This is a genomic window from Chryseobacterium luteum (assembly GCF_000737785.1).
Taxonomy (GTDB): domain Bacteria; phylum Bacteroidota; class Bacteroidia; order Flavobacteriales; family Weeksellaceae; genus Chryseobacterium; species Chryseobacterium luteum.
Genome location: NZ_JPRO01000015.1, coordinates 1 through 22409, shown reverse-complemented (window position 1 = coordinate 22409; position 22409 = coordinate 1). Strand labels below are relative to the sequence as shown.

The following is a 22409-nucleotide window of genomic DNA, read 5'->3' as shown; positions in this document are numbered from 1 at the left end:
AACTTATGAACACCACTATTACGTACAGAAAAGCTTCAGAAAACGACATTGATTATCTTCTTGATCTAAGAACGAAAACCATGAATCCGCATTACGCAGATTCCAATCTTCCGACAGACAGAGAAACAACACTTCATAGAATTCTTTATCAGTTCGACAAAGCCCATATCATCCTTTTAAATGATGAACCGGCCGGATTACTGAAAATCAACAGAGGTGATGATAAAACAGAAGTTCTGCAACTGCAGATAGCCCCAGACCAACAGGGAAAAGGACTAGGAAAAATGATTTTAACAGATATTCTGAAGGAAGCTTCCAAAGAAGGAAAAACAGTAGAATTAAGCGTCTTAAAAACCAATAAGGCTCAAAATCTATATTCAGGTTTAGGCTTTAAAATTACAGATGAAGACGAGCATTCTTTTTTTATGGAATTTCATGAGGACTTCGAGGATCTCAATCCTCAAATTACTGATTCGCTAAAGTAACAAAGATCAGTCTCCCGCCTTCTTCGGCTGATAACAGAATTTTCTTGCCATCCGTAAGCTCTACCATAGATCCGGGTGGAATCTCTTTCTGCTCCGTAACATCTTTCATAGAAGTCAGACTCTGATTAACCAATACCCATCTTCCATCATGAAAAGTGAAATACCCGACAGGCATTTTATCCTGCATCGTAAGATTTTCATTTCTGATCACCTTTCTGGAAACATGCCACTTGAATAAATACTGGTTGTTGTACACCATCAATCTGTGGTTTTCCGGCTTCCAGACCTCATCATCAAATTTAAAATACAGGTCCAGGACGGGAAGCGTTCCGCGGTGTGGAGTACCGCAGAAAGGGCATTTCGGGTTGCTGCTGTTGTCAAAGACGTACCATTTTTCAGTGCATTCAGGATTATGGCAGGGCTGGATCAGGTCGGCGGTCTTCAGAAGTGCTGATTCCCACTCATTGGCTGTAGGGCGCCTTATCGGGTCGTGAAGTCCGTCGATAAATGCTTTTCTAAACAGTTCAGAAAGGTAAGGACCGGCAGCGGTGTAAGGAATTTTTTGAGGATCGCCCCAGAAAGCATCCCATTTTCTCAGATGATCAGCTTTTACATGGTTGGACGGATCACTGGAATGCTCTATGAATAAAGCTTTTTCACCCATAGAAATCACCTCATCCTTTTCAGAATCCAGGTCCCATATTTTTCCTCCCCTTAAAGGATGCCTTCGGAGCAGGTACATATAGATCAGCACCGCCAATGCATGCAGATCCGTTTTCTGGTTGGGCAGATGTCTTCCGGGATCCTGCATACTCAGATGTTTGGTCTTCAAAACTTCGGGAGCAATAAAATCTGCGGTTCCGATTACTTCGGGTGGGAACAGTTTTGGAACAACCAATCCGTCTATATCAATAATGCAGGCAGACTTCGTTACCGGATCTATCAGAATATTATTATAAGAAAGATCTGAGTGCGCCAACCCCATCTGGTGAAGCTTTTTCACTCCCCGGCTGATATTGATGGTGATCTGGAAGTAGCTCAGCCAGTCTCCCAGTTCCGAATGATCCAGCCTCAGTGGATACTGCTTATTCCTGAACATGGGAGCAGTGAACCATTTCCCGACTTTATCCTGCCCCTGGATATTATCTGATCCTATATATCCTTTCGCAAAGAAGAATTTATTATGGTAAATGGGAACCACAATTCCCGTCAGCTTGTCTTTTTCTACAATATCATACGGCCATCTGAAGATTTCGTTCAGAAAATAATCCGCTGAATTGCCGTTCCGGATATTCCCCAGATAAGTGGAAACTATTCTCATAATCCGCTCTTTCTGCCCCGCATCCAGAGGATTGCGGTAAAAAGCCACCACATATTCCCTTTCCGGCGAAAAATAAACATCCTTCACTCCGCCGCGAATCGGGCTTTCATCTATGTATTCATAAGATTTTGCAGCATCCAGGATGGAAACAACTTTAACGGTTTTTTTCATGTTTTTTAATAGATTATGGCCAGTGTTCTGTCGTCATGATTTCCCCGGCTCCAGAAATCAGTCCATGCCAGAAGCTGTTGATCAATATGTGTATCGTTGATAAAGTCTACCTTCGCGCGGTCATCATTATTTCCTTTCAGATCGTTAAAAAAAGTTGTCCAGCTATCTGTATCTTCAAGCTTACTTTCTGTCATGAATTTTGGATCGTAAATACCGTCCGTCATCAGTACCAGATAGGAAAAATCGTTCACGCAGGTTATTCCGAATCTTGAAGCCATATCATCGCCAAAGATATCTTTCATTGTGATAAACCGGGTACCGCCGCCAAATTCACCCACATCCATCCGGTTCAGAAGCTTTACTTCAGAAAATTCCGGGCTGATCAGGTTAATCGGGCAGTCTCCCACTCCAAAAGTGAGGATAACATACCCAAAATCAAACTTTTTTGTTAGCGCAAAGATCAGCGTCGTGTGGAAATCCTTTATAGAAAACGAATTCTCTGTTGCTGCTTGATCCAAAGTATGATATACATGCAGCACTCCTTCATACAAAAGTCTTATGATATTCTCCCTGGCTTCAGATTGCTTTGATAATTCAGAAGTATTGTAAACCGTTTCAATATTCTTTTCGATTCCTTTTAAAATTTCTTCAGAGTTGAAAAATCGGTTCACTGAAACAGACGCCAGCCTTGATCCTTCTCTTGCCATGATTGCAGAACCCGCGCCATCTGCCACAGAAACAATGTTCCAGTCTCCGGGAAGTTCGTTCACTGCAAAATCATCATCCCTGAATTTTCCTTCATGGGCATGGGAACGTCCTCTTTTCGATACAACGGCAATTTTTTTATCTGAAAACTTTCCTTTATAAGCTATTTCGTCCGGTTTATAGTAAACATCACCGGGATCGGATGGAATATTTTTCCAGAGATCTTTGGGATCCGCATTAACAAACAGGTGCACTTTTTTGATCTCCGTATTGCTTTGGTCATGAATGTGATAGAATTCAATATCCAGGTCATGAACGTTACTTGTGTAAGGAATTCCGGATATTTTGTTATTTTCGAATACAAGCCCGGTTTCCTGCAGATTAACGATATTTTTGATCCTTATATTCGGAAAATCATCCATCTCAAAACTGAATTCATAAAATTGTTTTGAACTGGCATTTTTAAGGACCAGATGGACTTCTTTAAATTCTTCTTTTTCCCTGTAAATAACAGCTTTTTCCATGGTTTTGTGTTTGGTCTCAGAAACAGGACTTCATTCTGTTATCCCAGTGTCCGGTTAATATCAAATCCTTCGCTTGAAAATCCGTAATAATCTGAAGTGCCGCACCACGGACATTTGTTATACCCTTCTCCTTTCAGGCAGTGAATTCCGCCACACGAACAGGTAGCCAATGCAACAGGATTCGCACAGTGAGGGCACGAAGTGCCTCCCTGAAGCTCTTCTATCGAAATTTTAAGATTATTTTTCCGGGAAGATGACAGCCTGAAATAGGCTTTTTCATCAATTTTATAGGCTCCATCCAGTCTGTAATATCTTGTAGACATTCCCGGTATCCCTGATTCGGCGAATGTTTTTTTGAACTTCATTAAATACAGTTTCTCCGTTTCCGAACATTTCCCGTTCAGAACCACAAAATTATTGTCGGGGAATTTCTGTTCCATTTCAGGATCTACTTTTTCCAGAATAATGGAATCGATCTTGGAAAGGTTGATTCCTTCTTTATTGGCCTCGGTAACACTCTGGCTGGTTGTTTTAATGGAATCCGTCACCCATTTGAAAAATTCTTTATAAGAATTCTCATCAGAATTATTGAACAGTAAAACGTTATCCGATAACGTCCCAAGCAGTTTATAGTTGGTGTTTTCTCCGATAGAAACAGCTATGGTGTTGGATTTTCCGTGGTATTTATTATTCCATCTTTCGATAGCTTTTGTAGCATCATCGGTAGGAACGCCGTCCGTAAAAAGAAAAACGATAGGTTTCCAGTCGCCTTTTCTTTCATAAGTTGTTTTTATAATGTCTTTATCTATGCAGTCCATTACTTTGATAAGACCCTGGGACAGCGATGTACCGCTTCCAATCGGGATCTTTGGCGGATAAAAACTGATGATATCCTGGAGCGGCGTGATCACTTCGGCCTCTCCCGCGAAACCTATAATGGAAATATAAACCGTTTCCAGTGAATACGGGTCTTTCTTTAATTCTCTGATGATATTGGCGATACCTTCCTGTACCTGTTCAATAGGCTCTCCAACCATAGATTCGGAAACATCGACTAAAAAATAAATGGGCAGTCTTCTCATAATTTATAGTAAAGACAAATGGTTTAGATAATAATATTAAGCTCGGAAGGCGGTGGAGGCAGCGGTGTGCTTTCTCCTGTCCCCTGTGACTTTCCGCCCATCGTGATGGATGAACTCACCCATTTGAAAAATGAGGAAAGCGTTATAGCGTCGGTTGTATCCAGTTTTACCACATGATCGGTAAGCTCCTTCAGAAATTGCTCATCTGCTTTCGGACCTGCTGCACAGCCAACAATAGCTCCAAATTCCAGGCCTCTGATCACAGGAATCATCTGTCTGTATTTCTGGATATCGGATGGCCTTCCGTCGGTAAATATAAACAGCAATGGCCTCCAGTCTTCTTTTTCATCTGAAGAACCTTTCACCAGCTCTTTCTTCACCAACTCCGAAACCATCTCCAGTGCCGCACCGGTATGGGTAGGCCCGCTGTCAGGACAGGTGATCTCCATCGGGTAAAAACTGGCCAGGTCGGTCAGCGGAATGATATTTTTCACTTCACGGTCAAAAGTGATCACGCTCAGATGAAGGCTGTCCATTGCCTGGGGATCTGCACGGAGCATGCTTATCAGCCCGTTAAATCCGTTATTCAGTGCCTGGATAGGCTCTCCGTTCATAGATCCGGAAGTATCCAGTAAAAAGTATGCTAATAATCTCCTGCTCATGGTAAGACAATATTAATTCTGAAGCCGGCAGGGAAGTTTTCAACTTCCGCTGCCGGCTTTTGAGTTTGATAAATATTCGGGTTTAATTGCTGTATGCGTACTCCTTCAGAATTTCAATAAAGTTATCCGTCTGGTGAGGTTCTCCAATGGCACGGAACTTCCAGTCGCCATTGTGACGGTAGGCTTCGGCAAATACCATCGCACATTTTCCGTTCATACTCGCATCCCCTGAAAGGCTGTATTTGGTAATCTCTTTACCTTTGGCATCTACCGCTCTGATAAAAGCATTTTCGATCATCCCGAAATGCTGGTTATTCTGTTTTCCCTGATAAATGGTCACCAGGAATAATATTTTCTGATAGCTTTCGTCCAGCTGGTCCAGTTTAACGATGATCTGCTCATCATCTCCGTCTCCTGCGCCGGTTCTGTTGTCTCCGGTCAGCCATATATTTCCGCTTGGATGCTGCATAGAATTAAAGAAAACCACATCACCCTGATAAAGCGCGATCTGTCTTCCTTCATTGGTCTGTACCGTTTTTCCCAGATTGGCTACTTTACCGTTTCCGTCTAAAAGAAATGCAACGGCATCAAGATCGTATTCTGCTTCTTTACTGAAGAGTTTCCCAAAGAAACCGCCTTGTTTTCTTACATCCCATCCTAAACCGATCGTTACTTTTGAAAGGTCATAAACACTTTCTCCACGGTCATTTTTTCTTAAATCAATCGTCTGACCTTTCTGTAAATTAATTGCCATAGTTATCGTTTTGTGTATTTGAAGTATAATTATTTAATGATCTGCCCTTTATAATATTTCTCAAGGAAGAAAGCCAAATCTGCTCTGTAGCCTATTCCTGAGGCTTCAAACTTCCAGCTCCCGTTTCTTTTGTACAGTCTTCCGAACTCTACTCCGGTTTCTATAGAGAAATCTTCGTCCAGTTCATATTTTGCGATTTCCTGGTTGGTGCTGTTATCCACAATTCTGATGTATGAATTTCTTACCTGACCGAAATTCTGTTTTCTTCTCTCAAAATCTTCAATGGTTACCACGAAAAGAATTTCTTCAGCTCTGGGATCTACTTTTTCAAGATCTACAATAATTGCCTCATCATCGTCCCCGTCACTGTTTTTACCGCTCGGATCGTCTCCTGTATGAGTAAGTGCCCCATCGGGAGACTGAAGGTTATTATAGAAAACAAAACATTCTTCATTTAATAATTTTCTTTCGGAATCAATCATGATGGCAGAAGCATCCAGATCGAAATCAAAACCTGTTCCTTCATTCGGGTCCCAGCCGAGCCCTATCGTCATTTTTGTCAGTCCTATATCGATCTTCTGTCCTTTCTGTAAATTAATTGCCATAGTATTTTAGATTATTAATTATTTTTTGTTTAAGATAAATTTGATTTGCGAATTGACCAAATTTATTGATAAAAAAATAAATGACATTCGGTATGTTTAATTTTAATAGGGTTTTAACATAAGGATATTGTTGAAAAAACAGACATTCTGTCTTTATCTGTTGTTTGAATTTTCTCTGATGATAAAAAAGGAAACCTTATAGGTTTTAAAAACCTATAAGGTTTATGTTTTAAGTGGCAAGTTCTTTCAGTAACAACATTAAAAAAGTCCGATAAAAAAATCGGACTAGTATGAATTGAAAAGATATTGTTGAATTAACTGGCTTCAAACTCCTTACCGGAGACGGCCTTTTCTCTTGCTTTTGCCAGCATGGGAATGGAAATAAGCCCCATTACCAGCATAATTGTAATCTGTAACGGAAGCGATATAAATGAATATGTCAGTCCCATCTCACCGCCCAGTTCAGCACTTTTACCCATTGAAATAAAGAGCGCCATAAATCCGAACTTCATGGCCAGATTGAAAGCACCGATTCCACCACTGGCAGGAACGATCATTCCCAGGGTACCGACAACAATAATAAAAAAGCCGTCAGCAATAGTGAAATTAGAAGTTTCAGGAAGTGCAAAACATACTAAGTAAGCTGCAAAATAATAACAAACCCATATCCCTATAGTATAAAGAATAAATTTCCCTTTTTCTTTTAATTTAAATATGGATGCCAATCCCTCGAAAATTCCATCAATAAAATTCACGATCTTTCCTAAAAACGGAACATTGGCCAATTTCTTCTTAAATACAAAGAATGCAACTGTCCCTGCAGCGAGAATTGAAACAATAAGTAATATTTTATTGGGATTAATGTTAACACCTGAATTTTCATAGAAAGACAGAATAGCTTCATATTTGAAAAGCAACGTCAGTCCCAGAAACCCAAGCATGCAGATAAGATCCACCACTCTTTCCAGAATGATCGTCCCGAAAGATTTATCTACCGGAACTTTCTCTACTCCGTATAAGGCAGTAGCTCTTGCCACTTCACCACTTCTCGGAATGGTAAGATTCATAAGATATCCGAAAGATATCGACCACAGCGAATTTGAATTAGAAATTGTATGTCCCATCGGTTCCAGCATCAGATTCCAGCGTATGGCCCTGAACCAGTAAGCCAGAATTCCAAAAACAGACGCAAACAGTACCCAGAGGTAATTAGCTTTTGCCAAAGAGGCTTTAATCACCTTAAAATCAAGACCTTTTAAAGCAAGCCATAAAAAAAAGCCTGCAAAAGCAAGCGAGATTACTATTGTTAGTATTGATTTTAAAGGATTCTTTGATTTTTTCTCCATGGGATCAGGTCAGAAGATTTGTTTTTTCATCCGGGAAAACGATTTTCGGCTGAAAGACTTTTGCTTCTTCCGGAGTCATTTGCGCGTAAGCAATGATGATAATGATATCATCTCTCTGTACTTTTCTTGCGGCAGGCCCGTTCAGGCATACTTCACCCGATTTTCTTTTTCCTTTGATAACATAGGTATCAAAACGCTCTCCATTGTTCACATTGACGATATAGACCCTTTCTCCCACTACCAGACCGGCAGCTTCTATAAGATCTTCGTCGATCGTTATACTCCCAATATAATTAAGGTCTGAGGCCGTAACCCGTACCCTATGGATCTTAGACTTGAAAACTTCTATTAACATTCTGCAAATTTATTAATAAAAATTAATAAATCGGGCTTTTGAATTCATTTTAAAACTCCCACAAACTCAGTCATTTAATTTTATACTATACAAGTTTTCAAGCCATTATTTACAAAATATGCAAACATATCGGTAAAAGCATTAATAGTTTATACGTAATTCAGGATTTAATAAATACAGGAAATAATATTAATTTTTTGCTAAAGTCAATACTCATAAGCATTTGGCATGATTTTAGTGAGCGGTAACGTAGATTTTACGTGAAAAGTCAAATTATCATATTTTAACTGTTTTCATCAAAAAGCAAAAAAATTTTATAAGTTTTAATAAAATAATTGCACAATTAGAAAATAGTATTATATTTGCTATAATTACGAACTAACTTAATATTAAAAATTATGAACAAGTCTGAATTAATCGACGCAATCGCAAAAGATGCAGGAATCACTAAGGTTGCAGCTAAAGCTGCTTTAGAATCATTCATTGGTAATGTAACAACTACTTTAAAGAAAAAAGACGGAAAGGTTTCTTTAGTAGGATTCGGTACTTTCTCAGTAGCTGAGAGAGCTGCCAGACAAGGGATCAATCCTGCAACTAAAAAGCCAATCAAAATTGCTGCTAAAAAAGTTGCTAAGTTCAAAGCAGGAGCTGATTTATCAACTGCAGTTTCTGGTGCTAAGAAAAAATAATCATTCAGATTAAAAAAATCAAAGGCTGTTTCCCGGGAAGCGGCTTTTTTTATTGCAAATAATGAATACTTATTTGTGGTTCCGGTGGTTTCGAGAACCTCAGCCACCCCAGGGATCATATAAACATTATAAATATCTCTTTTAAGTTTTGGCTAATGCTTATAAATTAAGAGCAGGCTAAAAGCCCGCTCCTATTGAATTTTACATGATATCTTTTCAAAAATAAAGAGATAGAATACTGTTTGAATAAAAAGGCTAGCAGTTGTGATATATCCATCACAACTTCCAGCATCCATTTCTAACCTTTTATTTCCGGCTTTTAACCTTTAAATATCTAAGGTGCCAGTCGTGAAATTTTCCAGTCCAGATCTTCCAGCTGATAAATAATTCTATCATGAAGACGGTTGGGCCTTCCCTGCCAAAATTCAATTTCATAAGGTTTTGCTATATATCCGCCCCAGCTGACAGGTCTAGGTACTTCGCTGTTTTGGTATTCTTTTTCCAGCTCTTTCAATTTTTCCTCAAGAAATTCCCTGTTCGGGATCTTCTGGCTTTGGGGTGAAACGGCAGCTCCCAGCTGGCTTCCTTTGGGCCTTGAATGGAAATATCCGTCACTGAGGTTTTCGGCAATTTTTTCAAGATCTGCTTTAATAATAATCTGCCTTTCCAGGCCGGGCCAGAAAAAACTAAGACAGGCCTTATGGTTGTGTTCTATGGCCTTCCCTTTCCTGCTATTATAATTGGTATAGAAGATAAATCCTTCGTAGGTATACTCTTTAAGAAGGACCATCCTGGTTCTCGGGCATCCGTCTTCCTCTACTGTAGAAACAGCCATGGCATTAGCTTCGGAGACCGACGGGCTTTCATTGGCAGCCATAAACCAGTCTCTGAACTGTTCTATGGGATTTTGTTTTATCTCACTTTCAATAAGTTGGGATTTCTCATACACTTTTCTTTTGTCGTGCAGGTTTTCCATAAATATTTTTTATTAAATTTGAGTATGAATTACTCATACAAAGGTAAAATATTAATTTCCACACCTGACATTTCCGGCGATATTTTTTCGAGGTCGGTGGTGCTGATCGTTGAGCATAATGAAAGCGGTGCATTTGGTTTGATATTGAACAAAAAAAACAGCCAGATGAGTAGTAAGTTCAAAGAGTTTTTTGATTTCAAAATAGAGGTGTATGACGGCGGGCCTGTGGAGAATGACAAGGTTTTCTTCATCGTTAAAGAAAATAAGGTAACGGAGATCTATTCTGAGATCAATAAAGATTTTTATATTACGGAAGATATTGAAAGTATCATCAGCGCTGTTCTTAATAAGGAACTGAGCATTACTGATGTGAAAATTTTCTCGGGATATTCCGGATGGTCTGCCGAGCAGCTGGACGATGAGGTACAAAGAAAAATGTGGACCGTAGTAGATGTTTATAATCTGGACTACACGCTTCCTAATGACCAAACCCTTTGGAAGTCTATCATGCAGAACCTGGGCGGAGAATATCTGCTTTGGGCCAACGCACCTGAGGACATTTCTCTTAACTAGCTGAATTCCTTTTTGATACACTTTGAAAACATTAACAAATTTTAAGATTATGTTAACCAATTTTAAAGAAAGAATTCCCGTTATTTGAAAAACCAAAAATTCATGAAATGAAAGGAATCAAATTACTTGCTATATCTGCCTTCTCTGCTTCATTTTTATCATTTACACCTATCAACAAAAAGTATATCGTTATTGATGCCGGACATGGTGGAGATGATATGGGATCGGTCTTTGAAAAGTTTTCGGAGAAAGAGATTACCATTAATATAGCTAAAGAGATTCAGAAACTGAACGAAAGCCAGGATCAGTATGAGGTGATTTTAACCAGAGATGCTGACAGCTATCCTTCTCTTCAGGAAAGAACAGCTATGATCAACAAGCTGAATCCGGAAATTGTTATTTCACTTCATATGAATAGCAATCCGCAGAAGGAAACGCCAAAACAGGGAACTGAGGTGTTTATTCAGAATACTGACCATTCAAAAAAACTGGCTGAAAAAATTTCTAAAAAATTCAATGTCGCTAAAATCGAGGAACGCAATCTCCATATGCTGAGAGAAACCAAATCTCCTGCGGTATTGGTAGAACTTGGCTTTATCAATAACACTAAAGACAGGGAATATGTTACCAGTGAAAAGGGACAGAAACAAATCGCTCAAAAATTCACAGAGATTATCCGTGAATATTAAATAAAGAAACAATTTCTGATACATTCAGAATAAAACCCGGTAAAGGACTTGGGTACTTTGTTGTTTACCGGGTTTGTCAATTTTAAAAACTATTCTTCCAGCTTTCCACCATTTCGATAAATCGGGAGCTTTCAAATGTCTTATTTCTTATTTTACCTACAGAAAATATGCCCTTCTCGTCAGAGATCATCAGAATCTCTTCGGCTTTTTGCGATTCAAAAGCTATAATCTCATGCTCCTGAATATCTGCAAGGTTATTTTTATGCAAAAAAGTAACAAAATTTTCCATTAAAGGAGAGATGTATGCACCTTCGGACTGCCTGGGAACTTTAATTACATTTCCTTCTAAAAACAACAGGTTTCCGGAAGTTGTACGGGCGATCCTCTTGTTCGGATTAAGCAGGATTACATCATCCAGGTCATTTTCTTCTGCATAAATGCCACCGTAGATATTTTCCGGGCAATGAACCCTGATATTGCTTAACAAATTATTGTTTACATTGATTTCCTTAGTCAGATCCATTTCCAGCGGTCTCTGATGAACGGCTAGTACATCATCCGATTCCGTCACTTCATAAAAATAAGATACTGAAGATTTTGAAACCGTCACAGCATCATTATTTCTGAAAACCTGGAAATTGATAATCCCGTTTTTTATTCCTTTACCGTCGATAACATCTTTATGAAAAAGGGTCTGAAAAAACTCCAGGGTATAGGTAAGGGGAATATTCATTCTCATTTTCCTCATGGAGGCCATTAAAAAGAAATAGCATTCTTCATCCATGATTAATCCTCCGTTTCTCACAAAGAAAGAAACCTTCACTGCGTCGCCCAAAAGGAACGCCCTGTTCTTTATATTTAAACCGTCTGATGTAAAATATTGATTTTCCAATTTTTGATGTGATTTATTTATAAAAAAATAATGAACGATAAATCGTTCATCAGTTTTACCATTTAATAGTATCCGGCTTATGCCGCACCTAATTTTATTCTAAGGTTTTCTATAAGATTCTCCCAATACAATGCATTTTCCTCTTCATCCCCTTCTTCACAGAAATCTGTAATATTCAGGGCCAGGTCTTCTGTAATATCGTCTACAGTGATAGTCATTTCAAAGAAATTTTTAGTCCCCTCATCTTCTTCCCATCTGAAACGCACGAAACCTTCGGGCTTGTATCTAATCAAAGTGGCCTTTTCAGCAGGTCCTCCACCCCAACTAAAAAAGAAATCATCGCCTTTTTCTGTTACCTCATCCGCAAACCATTCAGATAACCCCTCAGCTGTTGCCAGATATTCGTATAAAATCTCTGACAAACAATGCATTGGAAATTCGTAATGGACTTTATGTTTCGCCATATATCTTTGTTTTAATCGTCCCGCAATATATAAATTAATTTTTTTATTACACAAAAAAGCAATTACTTTTTTAAAGAATCTTCATGATATTTATCACGGGTTTTAAATATATATTGAATATAATTTTCCGGCCGGAAACTGCAATGTAAAGCATAAAAAAATCTCTCCGTAACGGAGAGATTTTATCAGCTATTTTTCATTTAAAATATCCAGAATAATTTGACATCCCTGCCTGATTTCGTCCATGGAAATCGTAAGTGGCGGTGAGATCCTCATGTATTCGTTTCTGTAGAGCTGCCAGAATACAATAAGCCCTTTTTCCATGCATTTCGCGGCTACGGCGAGGGTATATTCGGGTGTCTCCAGATTAACGGCGAGCATCAGGCCTTTTCCGTTGATATTTCTGATCTTCGGATGTACTAGAAGTTCTCTGAACAGTTTTTCTTTTTCAGCAATTTCATCCATGAGACCGCTTTCGAGGACTTCTTTCAGAGTGGCATGACTGGCTGCTGCAATCAGAGGATTTCCTCCGAACGTTGTAATATGTCCTAATTTGGGTGAATGCGACAGTGTTTCCATGATTTTTTTAGAGCTCATAAAAGCACCTACGGGCACTCCGCCTCCCATTCCTTTACCCATCACAAGAATATCAGGAACGATACCGAAATGCTCAAAAGAGAATAATTTTCCGGTTCTTCCGAATCCCGGCTGGATCTCGTCAAGGATAAGAAGCGCTCCCACTTCTTCGCATCTTCTTTTAAGCCTGATGAGGTAATTGTCGTCGGGCACTAAAAATCCAGCCGCTCCCTGAATTGTCTCCAGGATCACGCAGGCTGTTTTCTCCGTAATTTTATCAAAATCTTTTTCATTATTGAATTCAATAAAAGTCACCATCGGCAGTAAGGGACGGAATTCTCTTTTATGGGTTTCGTTTCCGGATACGCTCAATGCACCATGTGTGTTCCCGTGGTATGAGTTTTTAAAGGAAACAATTTCTTCTCTTCCTGTATAACGTTTTGCCAGTTTAAGGCTTCCGTCGATAGCTTCCGCCCCGCTATTTACCAGATAAGTGATTTCCAGAGGATCGGGAGTGGCTTCTGCCAGGAGTTTACATAATGCTACCGGTTTTTCCTGTGCATATTCACCGTACACCATTACGTGCAGATATTTGTCTGCCTGCTGTTTGATGGCTTCCACAACCTTAGGATGCGAATGTCCTAAAGTATTGGCTGAAACGCCTGCCACGAAGTCCAGATATTTCTTTCCGTCTGTCCCGTAGATATAGCTTCCTTCTGCTTTCTCCACTTCAAAACCTGATGCAAATTGTGTGGTCTGTGCCTGGTATATAAAAAAGTCTTTATGCATTTCCATTGTCTCGAAAATTTTCAGCAAAGCTAAAAAAGATTCGGCACATGCAGAAATTATCAGTCCTTAACCTGAATTTGGAATAGAAATTAAACAGAAATACAATGATAAACACGGATTTTATAAAGCATCCGGCTGATTTTTAAGTCTAAGCAAAAGCACTTATAGATAATAACCTCTTGTTTTGCCTCATTTTCACTGTTTTTCAAATAAAAACACCATTTCTTATTAAAAAATGGTGTTTTATTATTTCGTTGAAGAATATTGATTTTTATTTCCGTACTCTTTTAGGTTTCTTGGCTTCTTCTTTGGCTTTTTCTTTATCTATAGCTTCCTGAGCCTTATTAAACAGATCATTATCGGAAGAATATTTTATTTCTTCGTAATTAGGGCTGTCTACAAGTATGTCCTGCCACTTCCTGATCCGGTCTTTGGTATTCCAGTTGAAATCTGAGAATTTCCTTTTTTCCGGTTCTATTTTACTCATGGGATAGGTATCTGAATTGGCTCCTATACTGCATGATACAATCTGTAAGGCTTTTTCTTCAAACAAAGCTCCTATAATCCCGCAGGTAGAAAGTGTAATCCCTATTCTCTGGGGCTGCTTGGTCTCCTGATCCACATCGTCTACATATACAATTGACTGTGCATTCCCGACTACTCTGGCTTCTTTAATATCATTTTTCTCATAGTAAACGGTCATGAATTTTCCTTTTACCTGATTAAATTCATCTTTCAGAGTTAATGAATCCACTTTACTGATTGCAAAGGCATTTCCAATTACTTTAAGTGAATCTATATTTTCAGTTTTGGTATTAAAATACGCTTCAACTTTGTCGCCGGTAACCTGTTTTTCACCACTCCAAAGGATGGGATTGGTATACATATGCATGATCCCGTCTGTCTCATTAAAGGCAATGGAATCAGCTCTTCCCTGAGCATTTGACTTAAAGATACGTGCTTTTTTATAGGCTCTTAAAAAACTTTTCTTTAAGGTTATATCTGCCGGATCAGGTCTCTGGTAGGAAAGTATTTTTTCTGCTGCAAAATAAACGGAATCTTTTTCCATGATCTTAACTGCATAAGGATTTTTGGTCATCATGGCAGAATCTTTCTTCTGAAAAATTTCTCCGTAACCTCCTTTCATGTATCTTCTTTCTATAGGATCATCGAGCGTAACATTTCCGGTTGCTTTACCGAATCCTGTAATATTGTTGAAATACATATCGTCCCCGGTAAGGATCTTGTCATTATAAAAAATTCTGGAGTTTTTGGTAAGAAAAGCTTCCTTCGTCTCCATTCTATACGTTCCTCTTTCGGTGTAAATACGGTTTTTAGGATTGGCGCGGTTAGTAATTGTTGTAGGTCCGAAAAACTCAGCAACTTTTGTATTTTGGTTCTGCTTGATGTTGGGACCTTCAATGATGTAATCAGGACTGTCTATTTTTACATTCCCAACAAAATCAATCATTTTGGTATCGAGAAAATAGGTTGCAGATTTAGTATACATTACATTCTGCGCATCAGAAATCGTTCCTCCAGTATTGAAGTAGGCCTGATTGGCAAGCCTGTCGTAATACATTATATCGGTTTTGATGGTCTGCTTCGGATCTGTAAGAACAACATCTTTTTTGGCTACTCCTTTCTGGGTAACTCCATTGTACTCCATTTCGTGGGCCGTAATGACGGAGCCGTCAGCATTTTGAAGCTTTGCGTTGCCAATGGCTTTTACAAGACTCTGATCGTTGTAGATAATAACCTCATCGGCATAGAGGACAGACCCCTGGTGTTCTATCTGAACGTGGCCTGTCATGTACTGGTTTCCTTCGTATTTGGTGTCTTTTTTAAATTCATCGGAATGGATGATCTTCACCTTATCTTCAGGTTTTACTGCCACAGGTTTCCCTTTATTTTGAATATAAGGATCCATCTGCGTGGTTTTATTGTCCTGTGCGGAACTGAACGCAGAAATAAAAATCAGCAGAAAAAGGATTATTCTCATTAATTAATCATTCTTAGTACCATAGAAATACAGCGAATGCGAATCAATATTTACGCCAAATGCTTCTTCAATTGCTTCTTTAATTCCCTGGATTCTCGGATCACAGAATTCGATAATCTCTTCAATTTCTTTATCGGAGCCTTTTTTGTAGATCACCAGGTGGTCATGCTGCTTGTCAAAATAAGACTTTTCATAGGATGAAGAGGTCAATGTTTTTTCTCCAAACTGATGCTTCCGGATCAATCCTGCATCAAGGAAAATTTCAATAGTGTTGTAAATCGTTGCTTTTGAAACATGATATTTCTTCTGCATCATGAGAAGATACAGATCGTCCACATTGAAGTGGTGATCCATACTATAAATCTCTTCTAATATCGTATACCGTTCGGGAGTGTTTCTGAAACCCTTTTCCAAGAGGTAGTTTCTTAAAACATCCTTAATCAAAGCAATATTTTTTTCTTTTTGTACTGTATCCATCAAAAAAATTATCTACAAATTTATTGATTTTTATTTAAATAACCCTTATGATCCGGAAGCCGTTAGTTTTAGGAATTATGACGGAAGAAACCGGACTGCTCAATTTTATTGTCGTAAACCGTAAGTTCCGTAATCGGTGCAGACTCCACTTCTACGTTGTGTGAGGATACTCCCCATGCTTTGAAATCGTCACTTCCAATGTATTTAACGAAGTTGTAGATATTAAGTGTAATCTTCTGTTTAACAGTCAAAAGTATATCGTTAATATATGTATTATCTATAATGACATATTTCAGATCGGGCGGAATGTTATGAACTCTGAGAGACGGATGACTGCTTCTTGAAGGAATGGTTCCGTCTGCCATAAGATCTTTCAGCACCATATTAAAATAGTCATTGATCCTGCGGTCTACTTTAAATCCTAAAAGGAAATTGACTTTGTAGACTGTACCCGGCAGAATTTCATCCACCGTATATTTAAAGGTATAAGGATCTTCCTGATTAACAATACTTAATATAAAATAATGATCGGCTCTTTTGGGCTGTTTCTTGATGATGGAATAAATAATTTTTGATTCTACCTCATCATTTCTTTTAGCTCTGCTCAGATAGGCAAGATTGGTCGCATATTTTGGAATGCTTTCATCCAGCTTCATATCTTTTATGATAGCTACATATTTTTCTATTTTTACAAACTGAATAAATGTTGTTTTTATCAGCCTTCCATTATACCATGCATACATTGAAATTCCGATAGAGCCAGCCAGGACAACTGTAATCCATCCACCTTCCATGAACTTGATGACATTTGCACTGAAAAATCCTAGTTCAATAACCATATAAACTAACGCGAAAAGTACAATTAATACTTTGCTCACTCTGTGTTTCAACAACCAGAAAACCAGCAGAACTGTTGTCATAAGCATCGTTACTGTAATAGAAAGGCCGTATGCGGCTTCCATTTTGCCAGATTCCCTAAAATGAAGCACTACAATAATGCACAGAATAAGAAGTCCCCAGTTGATTCTTGGAATATACATTTGTCCTTTAACTCCGGAAGGGTAATCAATTTTTTGATTAGGCCATAAATTAAGAGACATTGCTTCTGAGAATATGGTAAAAGAGCCTGTAATCAAAGCCTGACTTGCAATAATTGCCGCCGCAGTTGCTAAAATTACTCCCGGTACAATCATCCACTCTTCCATGATTCCAAAGAATGGGTTGACTACAGAAAACCCAGGTTTCCCATGATTGGTTAATAACCAGGCTCCCTGTCCAAGATAGTTTAAAATAAGCATAATCTTAACAAATCCCCAGCTTACTCTTATGTTTTTGGCACCACAGTGTCCTAAATCCGAGTAAAGAGCTTCTGCCCCGGTTGTACAAAGGAAAACAGCACCAAGAATAACAATTGCGCTTGGAGAATTTGCAATAAGCTTATAAGCATAATAAGGATTGAAAGATCTCAGAATTTCGAAATTTTCGCTCAAATGCATGACTCCTAAACCGCCTAACACCAGGAACCATACTACCATTACCGGTCCGAAAAATCGTCCGATAAAGCTGGTTCCAAACTGCTGCACCACAAAAATGACAATCAGAATTCCGATCGTAATAGGAACCACAGGGGTATGCGGATTATAGATCTCAAGACCTTCAATAGCCGACATCACGGTAAGCGATGGCGTGATTACCCCATCTGCAACAAGTGCTGCTGCGCCTATAATAGCAATAAGATAGAGCCATCCTTTTTTAAGGTTTTTAACTAACGAGAATAAGGCTAAAATCCCTCCTTCTCCTTTGTTATCTGCCCTTAAAGCAATGATTACGTATTTTATCGTAGTCTGAAGAGTCAGGGTCCAAATAATACAGGAGAGAGCTCCTTCTATGTATTCGTTGAAAGGCATATTGCTGCCACCGTCTCTTGCATTTACAATCGCTTTCATTACGTAAAGCGGTGATGTCCCAATATCTCCGAATACAATTCCGAGAGAGACTAAAACTCCAATAAAAGAAAGTTTTTTTATGTCAAAATGATAACCTTCTTCTGTAACGTCTGCCATGTCAGCTTATTTTTTTTAAACGCGCAAATTTATACTAATTTTATGAGGTCATGAATTATTCTTCATGAATATAATAAATGAAAAAACTTCCTTTCGGAAGTTTTTCTCTATAATCGTTATTTTACGTACATCGCTTTTTTGATTTCTTCTTTTACTTTTTCAAGCTTAGGGAACCATTCTGCAAATAATGCAGCTGAATAGGGTGCAGGGGCATCAGGAGTAGTAATTCTCTTGATAGGGGCATCCAGGTAATCAAATGCTTTCTGCTGTACCATGTAAGTAATTTCGGAAGATACTGAACCGAATGGCCAGGCTTCTTCCAGGATTACCAATCTGTTTGTTTTTTTAACGGAAGCTAAAACGGTATCAAAGTCAAGAGGACGAACGGTTCTAAGATCGATCACTTCTACAGAGATTCCTTCTTTAGCCATATCTTCAGCAGCCTGGATGGCCAACTTCATGATCTTACCGAAAGAAACCAAAGTAACATCTGTACCTTCTCTCTTGATATCTGCTTTGCCTATCGGCAGGTAATATTCTTCTTCAGGAATTTCCATTTTGTCGCCATACATCTGCTCGGATTCCATGAAAATAACCGGATCATTATCCTGGATAGCTGTTTTCAATAATCCTTTCGCATCGTAAGGGTTGGAAGGAACCACTACTTTAAGCCCGGGAACGTTGGCAAACCAGCTTTCAAAAGCCTGGGAGTGTGTAGCTCCCAATTGTCCTGCCGAAGCTGTAGGACCTCTGAAAACGATAGGACAGTTCCACTGGCCACCACTCATCTGACGGATCTTAGCTGCATTGTTAATAATCTGATCAATACCTACCAAAGAGAAATTGAACGTCATATACTCTACAATTGGTCTGTTACCATTCATCGCAGCCCCTACAGCAATCCCTGTAAAACCAAGCTCAGCAATGGGTGTATCGATTACTCTTTTAGGACCAAATTCATCCAACATTCCTTTTGAAGCTTTATACGCACCATTGTATTCTGCAACTTCCTCCCCCATTAAAAAGATGGATTCGTCTTTACGCATTTCCTCGCTCATTGCTTGTGCAATTACCTCACGAAAAGTATATTCTGCCATATTTATTTGAAAAATTTAGACTACAAAAATAGTGTTTTTTTATTATTAACATAACAAAAAAGGCATCTCATTGAATGTGATGCCTTAATATTCATTTTAATCAAAAAGATTTTTCCTCTGTCCGGCTGAGGTCTCTATAGTTTTTTCTGAGATCAGACAGGATTTTACCATAAGTCCTTTTATAAATAAAAAATGCCAACAGCATAAAAAACAGGAATACAGCATAATTTCCCCATCCCGGAACCATGCTGCCAGGATCGGTATGCACTGTTGTATTGTATCCTTCATTCCAGCCGTCTTTTGTTCCTGCCATAAAATCTCTTGTATAAAGATCAAAATGGATCAGGTTATCCAGGATGATGAGAAAAAAAGAAATGGCTGCGTAGCCGAGGACCAGCTTTCTTATATTGAGGATATTTTTCATCAATGACAGGGAATCCTGCCCGGTTTTCAGTCTCCGGAACAGCAAAACTGCCAAGATAATACATCCGGAAAACAGGATGAATCTGAGATATGGAAATTCACCGTTAATATATCCATATACCGACCAGAGTATAATTTCTATTAAGCCAACCAGAAATAAAGTTTTTGCTACAGAAATGGATTTCTGCCTGATCATTGAATAAATTTCAGTTTCGGAATAATCTTTAAAGTCTTCTTCATTTTTATTCCAGTCTTTTTTTAAAAGTTCCAGTTCTTCCATATTATTTTGTGTTTATTTTGGTTTTCAAATTATTCTTTGCCCTGTTCATTTTTACGCGTGCATTTCCTTCCGTGATCCCGAGAATTTCACCAATCTCTCTGTAGGGCCTGTCTTCTAGGTACATCATGATCAAAGCTTTTTCTACATCGGACAGCCCGTGGATAGCCTGGTACATTTTTTTCAACTTATATTCGTCATCTTCGTATACTTCATATTCCATTTTCAGGGAGGAAACGTCTATATCAGCATGCTGCAGTCCTTTTTTCCGTGGTTTTCTGAAAAGGGTCATCGCCGTATTAAGTGCCACTTTATACATCCAGGTGGAAAATTTAGCTTCTCCTTTGAAACCGGGGAAGGACCTCCAGAGCTGGACGGTAATTTCCTGAAAGAGATCTTCATGGTCTTCGGCATTGTCTGTGTATATTTTGCATATTTTGTGGATAAGCCTCTGGTTGGGCTTAAAAAAATCAACAAAAGTTTTCTCCAGTTCTGAGTTCATCCCTTATGAGTGGGAAGTTTTTATTTTCGTTACAGAATTATTCAAAAAAAAATAAAAAAAACGGCATCTCATTGCTGAAATGCCGTCTTAAAATTCTATTTAAACCTGGTTAGTTTGCTTTCTCCCAGATTTGTGTTCTTCCAAACACGGAAACTCCCATATATCCTCTTACATTCAGTTTGTCACCGCTTTTTGTAATGGTACATTTGTAAGTTTTACCTGTTTTAGGATCGGTAATGGTTCCTCCGGTAAATTCATCTCCTTCTTTTTGAAGTCCTCTGATGATTTCCAGTCCTAAGATCGGCTTGCCTTTTCTGTCATCTTTACATGATGTACAGTTTGGATTGGCGGGCTTTATAAGCAGCTGGGAAACTTTTCCATAATATTTCCCGTCTGTTTTTTTATAGATCTCAACAATGGATTTGGCCTGTTTTGTTTCGTCATCTATAGTCTTCCATTTGCCTTCAATCTGTGCAAATGATAATACGCCAAACAGAGAAAGCACGAATGTTAATAATAATTTTTTCATATTTCTTATAGTTTTAATTCCGATATACGTTTTTTGTTATCTATCTATTGCTAAAAGTATAAATTTAATTTTAAACAGACAAAAACTTTTACTATACAGAGCATATCATAGGCCAAAGGGTAAAAAGGTTGATGAGACAAGAGTCAAGAATCTAGATTTAAGACATCAGACTCTTAAATTTCCGCAAATAATAAAGTTTCGGATCGAGATTCGGGGTTTGAACGAATAACCAGCAACTCGACTCTACAACGCTAAAACTCTCTGACCCTCAAACTTATTTAAGTTTCCTGTTAATTACCCTGTCCATATAATCCTGATACCAGGCCTTTGCAGTCTGCATTTCTTTTTCTATTTCGGGGGTCTTCGGTTTTCCTATTAAGTTGTTTGTAAAGCCAAGGTCATTCTTTTCATATACTCCTGTAATTTCTTTACCGTCAAAACGGTACATGTGGTTTCCAATGATGAACTGTTCTGAGCTTCCATCTGAATTCACTACAATAGAAGGATATTTTTTATCGCTCACCAGGCTTCTTCCCCAGCTTCTGATCTGTTTATTGTACCCGATAAGGTCTGCCAGCGTAGGGTAAATATCTATTTGCTGTGCGGTTTCGGGGTTTACACCTTTAAGATTGTATGCCGGATTCGGGGAATACAATATCAAGGGAACGGCAAAGCGGTTCATTGCTTTTTCATATTCTCCATAAGCGATCTCGTTGGTATGGTCTCCTGTGAATACGAAAATGGTATTATTGAACCAGGGCTCCTTTTTAGCGGTTTCAAAATATTTTTTGATGGCATAATCCGTATATTGGATCGGTTCATGCATTTCTATGGTTCCTTTTTTGAACTTTCCTTTGTATTTTTCAGGAATTTTAAACGGATGGTGTGACGAGGCGGTAAATACCGTAGCCATAAAAGGCTGTTTTTTCCCTACATTCTTCGCAAAATACTGGAGAAACGGTTCGTCCCAGATGGCCCACATTCCGTCGAAATCTTCATCGTGGTTGTATTCATTTTTCCCGAAATAATGTTTAAAGCCCAATATATTCCCAAATCCGAGGAAACCCATCGATCCGTTCGGAGCTCCGTGATAAAAAGAGGTATCATAGCCCAGATCATTGCACACTGAAACAATAGACTGAATTTTCTGATTGGAATACGGCGAGCTGGTAAAAGCATCGGTAAGGCTTGGAATTCCTGCCAAAACACTGCTCATCCCATGAATGGACTGTCTGCCGTTGGCAAACATATTAGGGAAGATCAAACTCTGACCGGCGAGACTGTCTATAAACGGTGTATAGGAAACATAGCCTTTTATATTTTTATCTTTATTGAAAGCACCTGAATATTCTCTGCCGAAGGATTCTACGATAAAAATGAC

24 protein-coding genes are annotated in these 22409 nt (G+C 38.6%); 4 read left to right on the top strand and 20 right to left on the bottom strand.

The features are described 5' to 3' along the window. The first annotated feature begins 5 nt into the window (after window positions 1–5). Window positions 6–485 (top strand): GNAT family N-acetyltransferase, encoded by a 480-nt coding sequence (locus IX38_RS15605; protein ID WP_051884810.1) that lies wholly within the window; start codon window positions 6–8, stop codon window positions 483–485. On the opposite strand, the gene IX38_RS15600 is transcribed toward IX38_RS15605, so the two are convergent. The 8 genes from IX38_RS15600 to panD form a co-directional block, all read right to left on the bottom strand. Continuing rightward, on the bottom strand, window positions 466–1977 hold the full coding sequence (locus IX38_RS15600; RefSeq protein WP_034706538.1) for a helix-hairpin-helix domain-containing protein: 1512 nt from the start codon (window positions 1975–1977) through the stop codon (window positions 466–468). The genes IX38_RS15605 and IX38_RS15600 overlap by 20 nt on opposite strands. A 5-nt stretch (window positions 1978–1982) precedes the next feature. After that, window positions 1983–3206, bottom strand: coding sequence for a PP2C family serine/threonine-protein phosphatase (locus IX38_RS15595; protein ID WP_051884808.1), 1224 nt, complete (start codon window positions 3204–3206; stop codon window positions 1983–1985). A gap of 38 nt (window positions 3207–3244) precedes the next feature. After that, window positions 3245–4288 (bottom strand): TerY-C metal binding domain-containing protein, encoded by a 1044-nt coding sequence (locus tag IX38_RS15590; protein WP_034706536.1) that lies wholly within the window; start codon window positions 4286–4288, stop codon window positions 3245–3247. A 23-nt stretch (window positions 4289–4311) separates the two neighbouring features. Further along, complete coding sequence (locus tag IX38_RS15585) at window positions 4312–4950, bottom strand: vWA domain-containing protein (protein WP_034706535.1); 639 nt, start codon at window positions 4948–4950, stop codon at window positions 4312–4314. 82 nt (window positions 4951–5032) lie between these two features. After that, window positions 5033–5704 (bottom strand): TerD family protein, encoded by a 672-nt coding sequence (locus IX38_RS15580; RefSeq protein ID WP_034706533.1) that lies wholly within the window; start codon window positions 5702–5704, stop codon window positions 5033–5035. A gap of 29 nt (window positions 5705–5733) precedes the next feature. Beyond that, window positions 5734–6309: a TerD family protein gene (locus tag IX38_RS15575; protein WP_034706531.1), complete on the bottom strand. Its 576-nt coding sequence runs from the start codon at window positions 6307–6309 to the stop codon at window positions 5734–5736. Window positions 6310–6623: 314 nt separating this feature from the next. Beyond that, a complete protein-coding gene (locus IX38_RS15570; RefSeq protein ID WP_034706529.1) occupies window positions 6624–7655 on the bottom strand; it encodes a lysylphosphatidylglycerol synthase transmembrane domain-containing protein in 1032 nt (343 codons plus the stop codon). A 4-nt stretch (window positions 7656–7659) separates the two neighbouring features. Beyond that, window positions 7660–8010 (bottom strand): aspartate 1-decarboxylase, encoded by a 351-nt coding sequence (panD, locus tag IX38_RS15565; protein WP_034706528.1) that lies wholly within the window; start codon window positions 8008–8010, stop codon window positions 7660–7662. A gap of 398 nt (window positions 8011–8408) precedes the next feature. Between panD and IX38_RS15560 the strand changes: the two genes are divergently transcribed. Further along, the gene (locus IX38_RS15560) at window positions 8409–8699 is read left to right on the top strand and encodes an HU family DNA-binding protein (RefSeq protein WP_034706527.1); all 291 of its coding nucleotides are present in this window, start codon (window positions 8409–8411) and stop codon (window positions 8697–8699) included. 334 nt (window positions 8700–9033) lie between these two features. Here the strand turns inward: IX38_RS15560 and pdxH are convergent, their stop codons facing one another. Beyond that, on the bottom strand, window positions 9034–9675 hold the full coding sequence (gene pdxH, locus IX38_RS15555) for a pyridoxamine 5'-phosphate oxidase (RefSeq protein WP_034706525.1): 642 nt from the start codon (window positions 9673–9675) through the stop codon (window positions 9034–9036). A gap of 24 nt (window positions 9676–9699) precedes the next feature. Between pdxH and IX38_RS15550 the strand changes: the two genes are divergently transcribed. Together IX38_RS15550 and IX38_RS15545 are read left to right on the top strand one after the other, a co-directional pair. Continuing rightward, a complete protein-coding gene (locus IX38_RS15550; RefSeq protein WP_034706524.1) occupies window positions 9700–10248 on the top strand; it encodes a YqgE/AlgH family protein in 549 nt (182 codons plus the stop codon). A gap of 107 nt (window positions 10249–10355) precedes the next feature. Continuing rightward, window positions 10356–10937 (top strand): N-acetylmuramoyl-L-alanine amidase family protein, encoded by a 582-nt coding sequence (locus tag IX38_RS15545; RefSeq protein ID WP_034706522.1) that lies wholly within the window; start codon window positions 10356–10358, stop codon window positions 10935–10937. 82 nt (window positions 10938–11019) lie between these two features. On the opposite strand, the gene IX38_RS15540 is transcribed toward IX38_RS15545, so the two are convergent. From IX38_RS15540 to IX38_RS15490, 11 genes are all read right to left on the bottom strand, one after another. Beyond that, on the bottom strand, window positions 11020–11829 hold the full coding sequence (locus IX38_RS15540; RefSeq protein ID WP_051884806.1) for an aminotransferase class IV: 810 nt from the start codon (window positions 11827–11829) through the stop codon (window positions 11020–11022). A 77-nt stretch (window positions 11830–11906) separates the two neighbouring features. Beyond that, a complete protein-coding gene (locus IX38_RS15535) occupies window positions 11907–12293 on the bottom strand; it encodes an START-like domain-containing protein (RefSeq protein ID WP_034706520.1) in 387 nt (128 codons plus the stop codon). 189 nt (window positions 12294–12482) lie between these two features. Beyond that, window positions 12483–13658 carry an aspartate aminotransferase family protein gene (locus IX38_RS15530; RefSeq protein ID WP_034706672.1) on the bottom strand — a complete coding sequence of 392 codons (1176 nt, stop codon included), beginning with the start codon at window positions 13656–13658 and terminating at the stop codon, window positions 12483–12485. 271 nt (window positions 13659–13929) lie between these two features. Beyond that, window positions 13930–15660, bottom strand: coding sequence for an OstA-like protein (locus tag IX38_RS15525; RefSeq protein WP_034706519.1), 1731 nt, complete (start codon window positions 15658–15660; stop codon window positions 13930–13932). A 3-nt stretch (window positions 15661–15663) separates the two neighbouring features. Then, entirely contained in the window at window positions 15664–16137 is a 474-nt protein-coding gene (locus tag IX38_RS15520; protein ID WP_034706517.1) for a Fur family transcriptional regulator, read from the bottom strand. 68 nt (window positions 16138–16205) lie between these two features. Then, the gene (locus tag IX38_RS15515; RefSeq protein WP_034706516.1) at window positions 16206–18200 is read right to left on the bottom strand and encodes a KUP/HAK/KT family potassium transporter; all 1995 of its coding nucleotides are present in this window, start codon (window positions 18198–18200) and stop codon (window positions 16206–16208) included. A 116-nt stretch (window positions 18201–18316) separates the two neighbouring features. After that, entirely contained in the window at window positions 18317–19297 is a 981-nt protein-coding gene (locus IX38_RS15510) for a pyruvate dehydrogenase complex E1 component subunit beta (RefSeq protein WP_034706515.1), read from the bottom strand. A 100-nt stretch (window positions 19298–19397) separates the two neighbouring features. Then, a complete protein-coding gene (locus IX38_RS15505; protein WP_034706514.1) occupies window positions 19398–20000 on the bottom strand; it encodes a hypothetical protein in 603 nt (200 codons plus the stop codon). 1 nt (window position 20001) lies between these two features. Next, entirely contained in the window at window positions 20002–20499 is a 498-nt protein-coding gene (locus IX38_RS15500; RefSeq protein WP_034706512.1) for an RNA polymerase sigma factor, read from the bottom strand. 109 nt (window positions 20500–20608) lie between these two features. Further along, entirely contained in the window at window positions 20609–21028 is a 420-nt protein-coding gene (locus IX38_RS15495) for a DUF2147 domain-containing protein (protein ID WP_034706510.1), read from the bottom strand. 274 nt (window positions 21029–21302) lie between these two features. Further along, the coding region (locus IX38_RS15490; protein ID WP_034706507.1) for an LTA synthase family protein at window positions 21303–22409 on the bottom strand (1107 nt) is incomplete at its 5' end.

Coding starts and splice junctions, on each gene's coding strand:
- IX38_RS15605 (WP_051884810.1), top strand. CDS start 6: ATGAACACCACTATTACGTACAGAAAAGCTTCAGAAAACGACATTGAT.
- IX38_RS15600 (WP_034706538.1), bottom strand. CDS start 1,977: ATGAAAAAAACCGTTAAAGTTGTTTCCATCCTGGATGCTGCAAAATCT.
- IX38_RS15595 (WP_051884808.1), bottom strand. CDS start 3,206: ATGGAAAAAGCTGTTATTTACAGGGAAAAAGAAGAATTTAAAGAAGTC.
- IX38_RS15590 (WP_034706536.1), bottom strand. CDS start 4,288: ATGAGAAGACTGCCCATTTATTTTTTAGTCGATGTTTCCGAATCTATG.
- IX38_RS15585 (WP_034706535.1), bottom strand. CDS start 4,950: ATGAGCAGGAGATTATTAGCATACTTTTTACTGGATACTTCCGGATCT.
- IX38_RS15580 (WP_034706533.1), bottom strand. CDS start 5,704: ATGGCAATTAATTTACAGAAAGGTCAGACGATTGATTTAAGAAAAAAT.
- IX38_RS15575 (WP_034706531.1), bottom strand. CDS start 6,309: ATGGCAATTAATTTACAGAAAGGACAGAAGATCGATATAGGACTGACA.
- IX38_RS15570 (WP_034706529.1), bottom strand. CDS start 7,655: ATGGAGAAAAAATCAAAGAATCCTTTAAAATCAATACTAACAATAGTA.
- panD (WP_034706528.1), bottom strand. CDS start 8,010: ATGTTAATAGAAGTTTTCAAGTCTAAGATCCATAGGGTACGGGTTACG.
- IX38_RS15560 (WP_034706527.1), top strand. CDS start 8,409: ATGAACAAGTCTGAATTAATCGACGCAATCGCAAAAGATGCAGGAATC.
- pdxH (WP_034706525.1), bottom strand. CDS start 9,675: ATGGAAAACCTGCACGACAAAAGAAAAGTGTATGAGAAATCCCAACTT.
- IX38_RS15550 (WP_034706524.1), top strand. CDS start 9,700: ATGAATTACTCATACAAAGGTAAAATATTAATTTCCACACCTGACATT.
- IX38_RS15545 (WP_034706522.1), top strand. CDS start 10,356: ATGAAAGGAATCAAATTACTTGCTATATCTGCCTTCTCTGCTTCATTT.
- IX38_RS15535 (WP_034706520.1), bottom strand. CDS start 12,293: ATGGCGAAACATAAAGTCCATTACGAATTTCCAATGCATTGTTTGTCA.
- IX38_RS15530 (WP_034706672.1), bottom strand. CDS start 13,658: ATGCATAAAGACTTTTTTATATACCAGGCACAGACCACACAATTTGCA.
- IX38_RS15525 (WP_034706519.1), bottom strand. CDS start 15,660: ATGAGAATAATCCTTTTTCTGCTGATTTTTATTTCTGCGTTCAGTTCC.
- IX38_RS15520 (WP_034706517.1), bottom strand. CDS start 16,137: ATGGATACAGTACAAAAAGAAAAAAATATTGCTTTGATTAAGGATGTT.
- IX38_RS15515 (WP_034706516.1), bottom strand. CDS start 18,200: ATGGCAGACGTTACAGAAGAAGGTTATCATTTTGACATAAAAAAACTT.
- IX38_RS15510 (WP_034706515.1), bottom strand. CDS start 19,297: ATGGCAGAATATACTTTTCGTGAGGTAATTGCACAAGCAATGAGCGAG.
- IX38_RS15505 (WP_034706514.1), bottom strand. CDS start 20,000: ATGGAAGAACTGGAACTTTTAAAAAAAGACTGGAATAAAAATGAAGAA.
- IX38_RS15500 (WP_034706512.1), bottom strand. CDS start 20,499: ATGAACTCAGAACTGGAGAAAACTTTTGTTGATTTTTTTAAGCCCAAC.
- IX38_RS15495 (WP_034706510.1), bottom strand. CDS start 21,028: ATGAAAAAATTATTATTAACATTCGTGCTTTCTCTGTTTGGCGTATTA.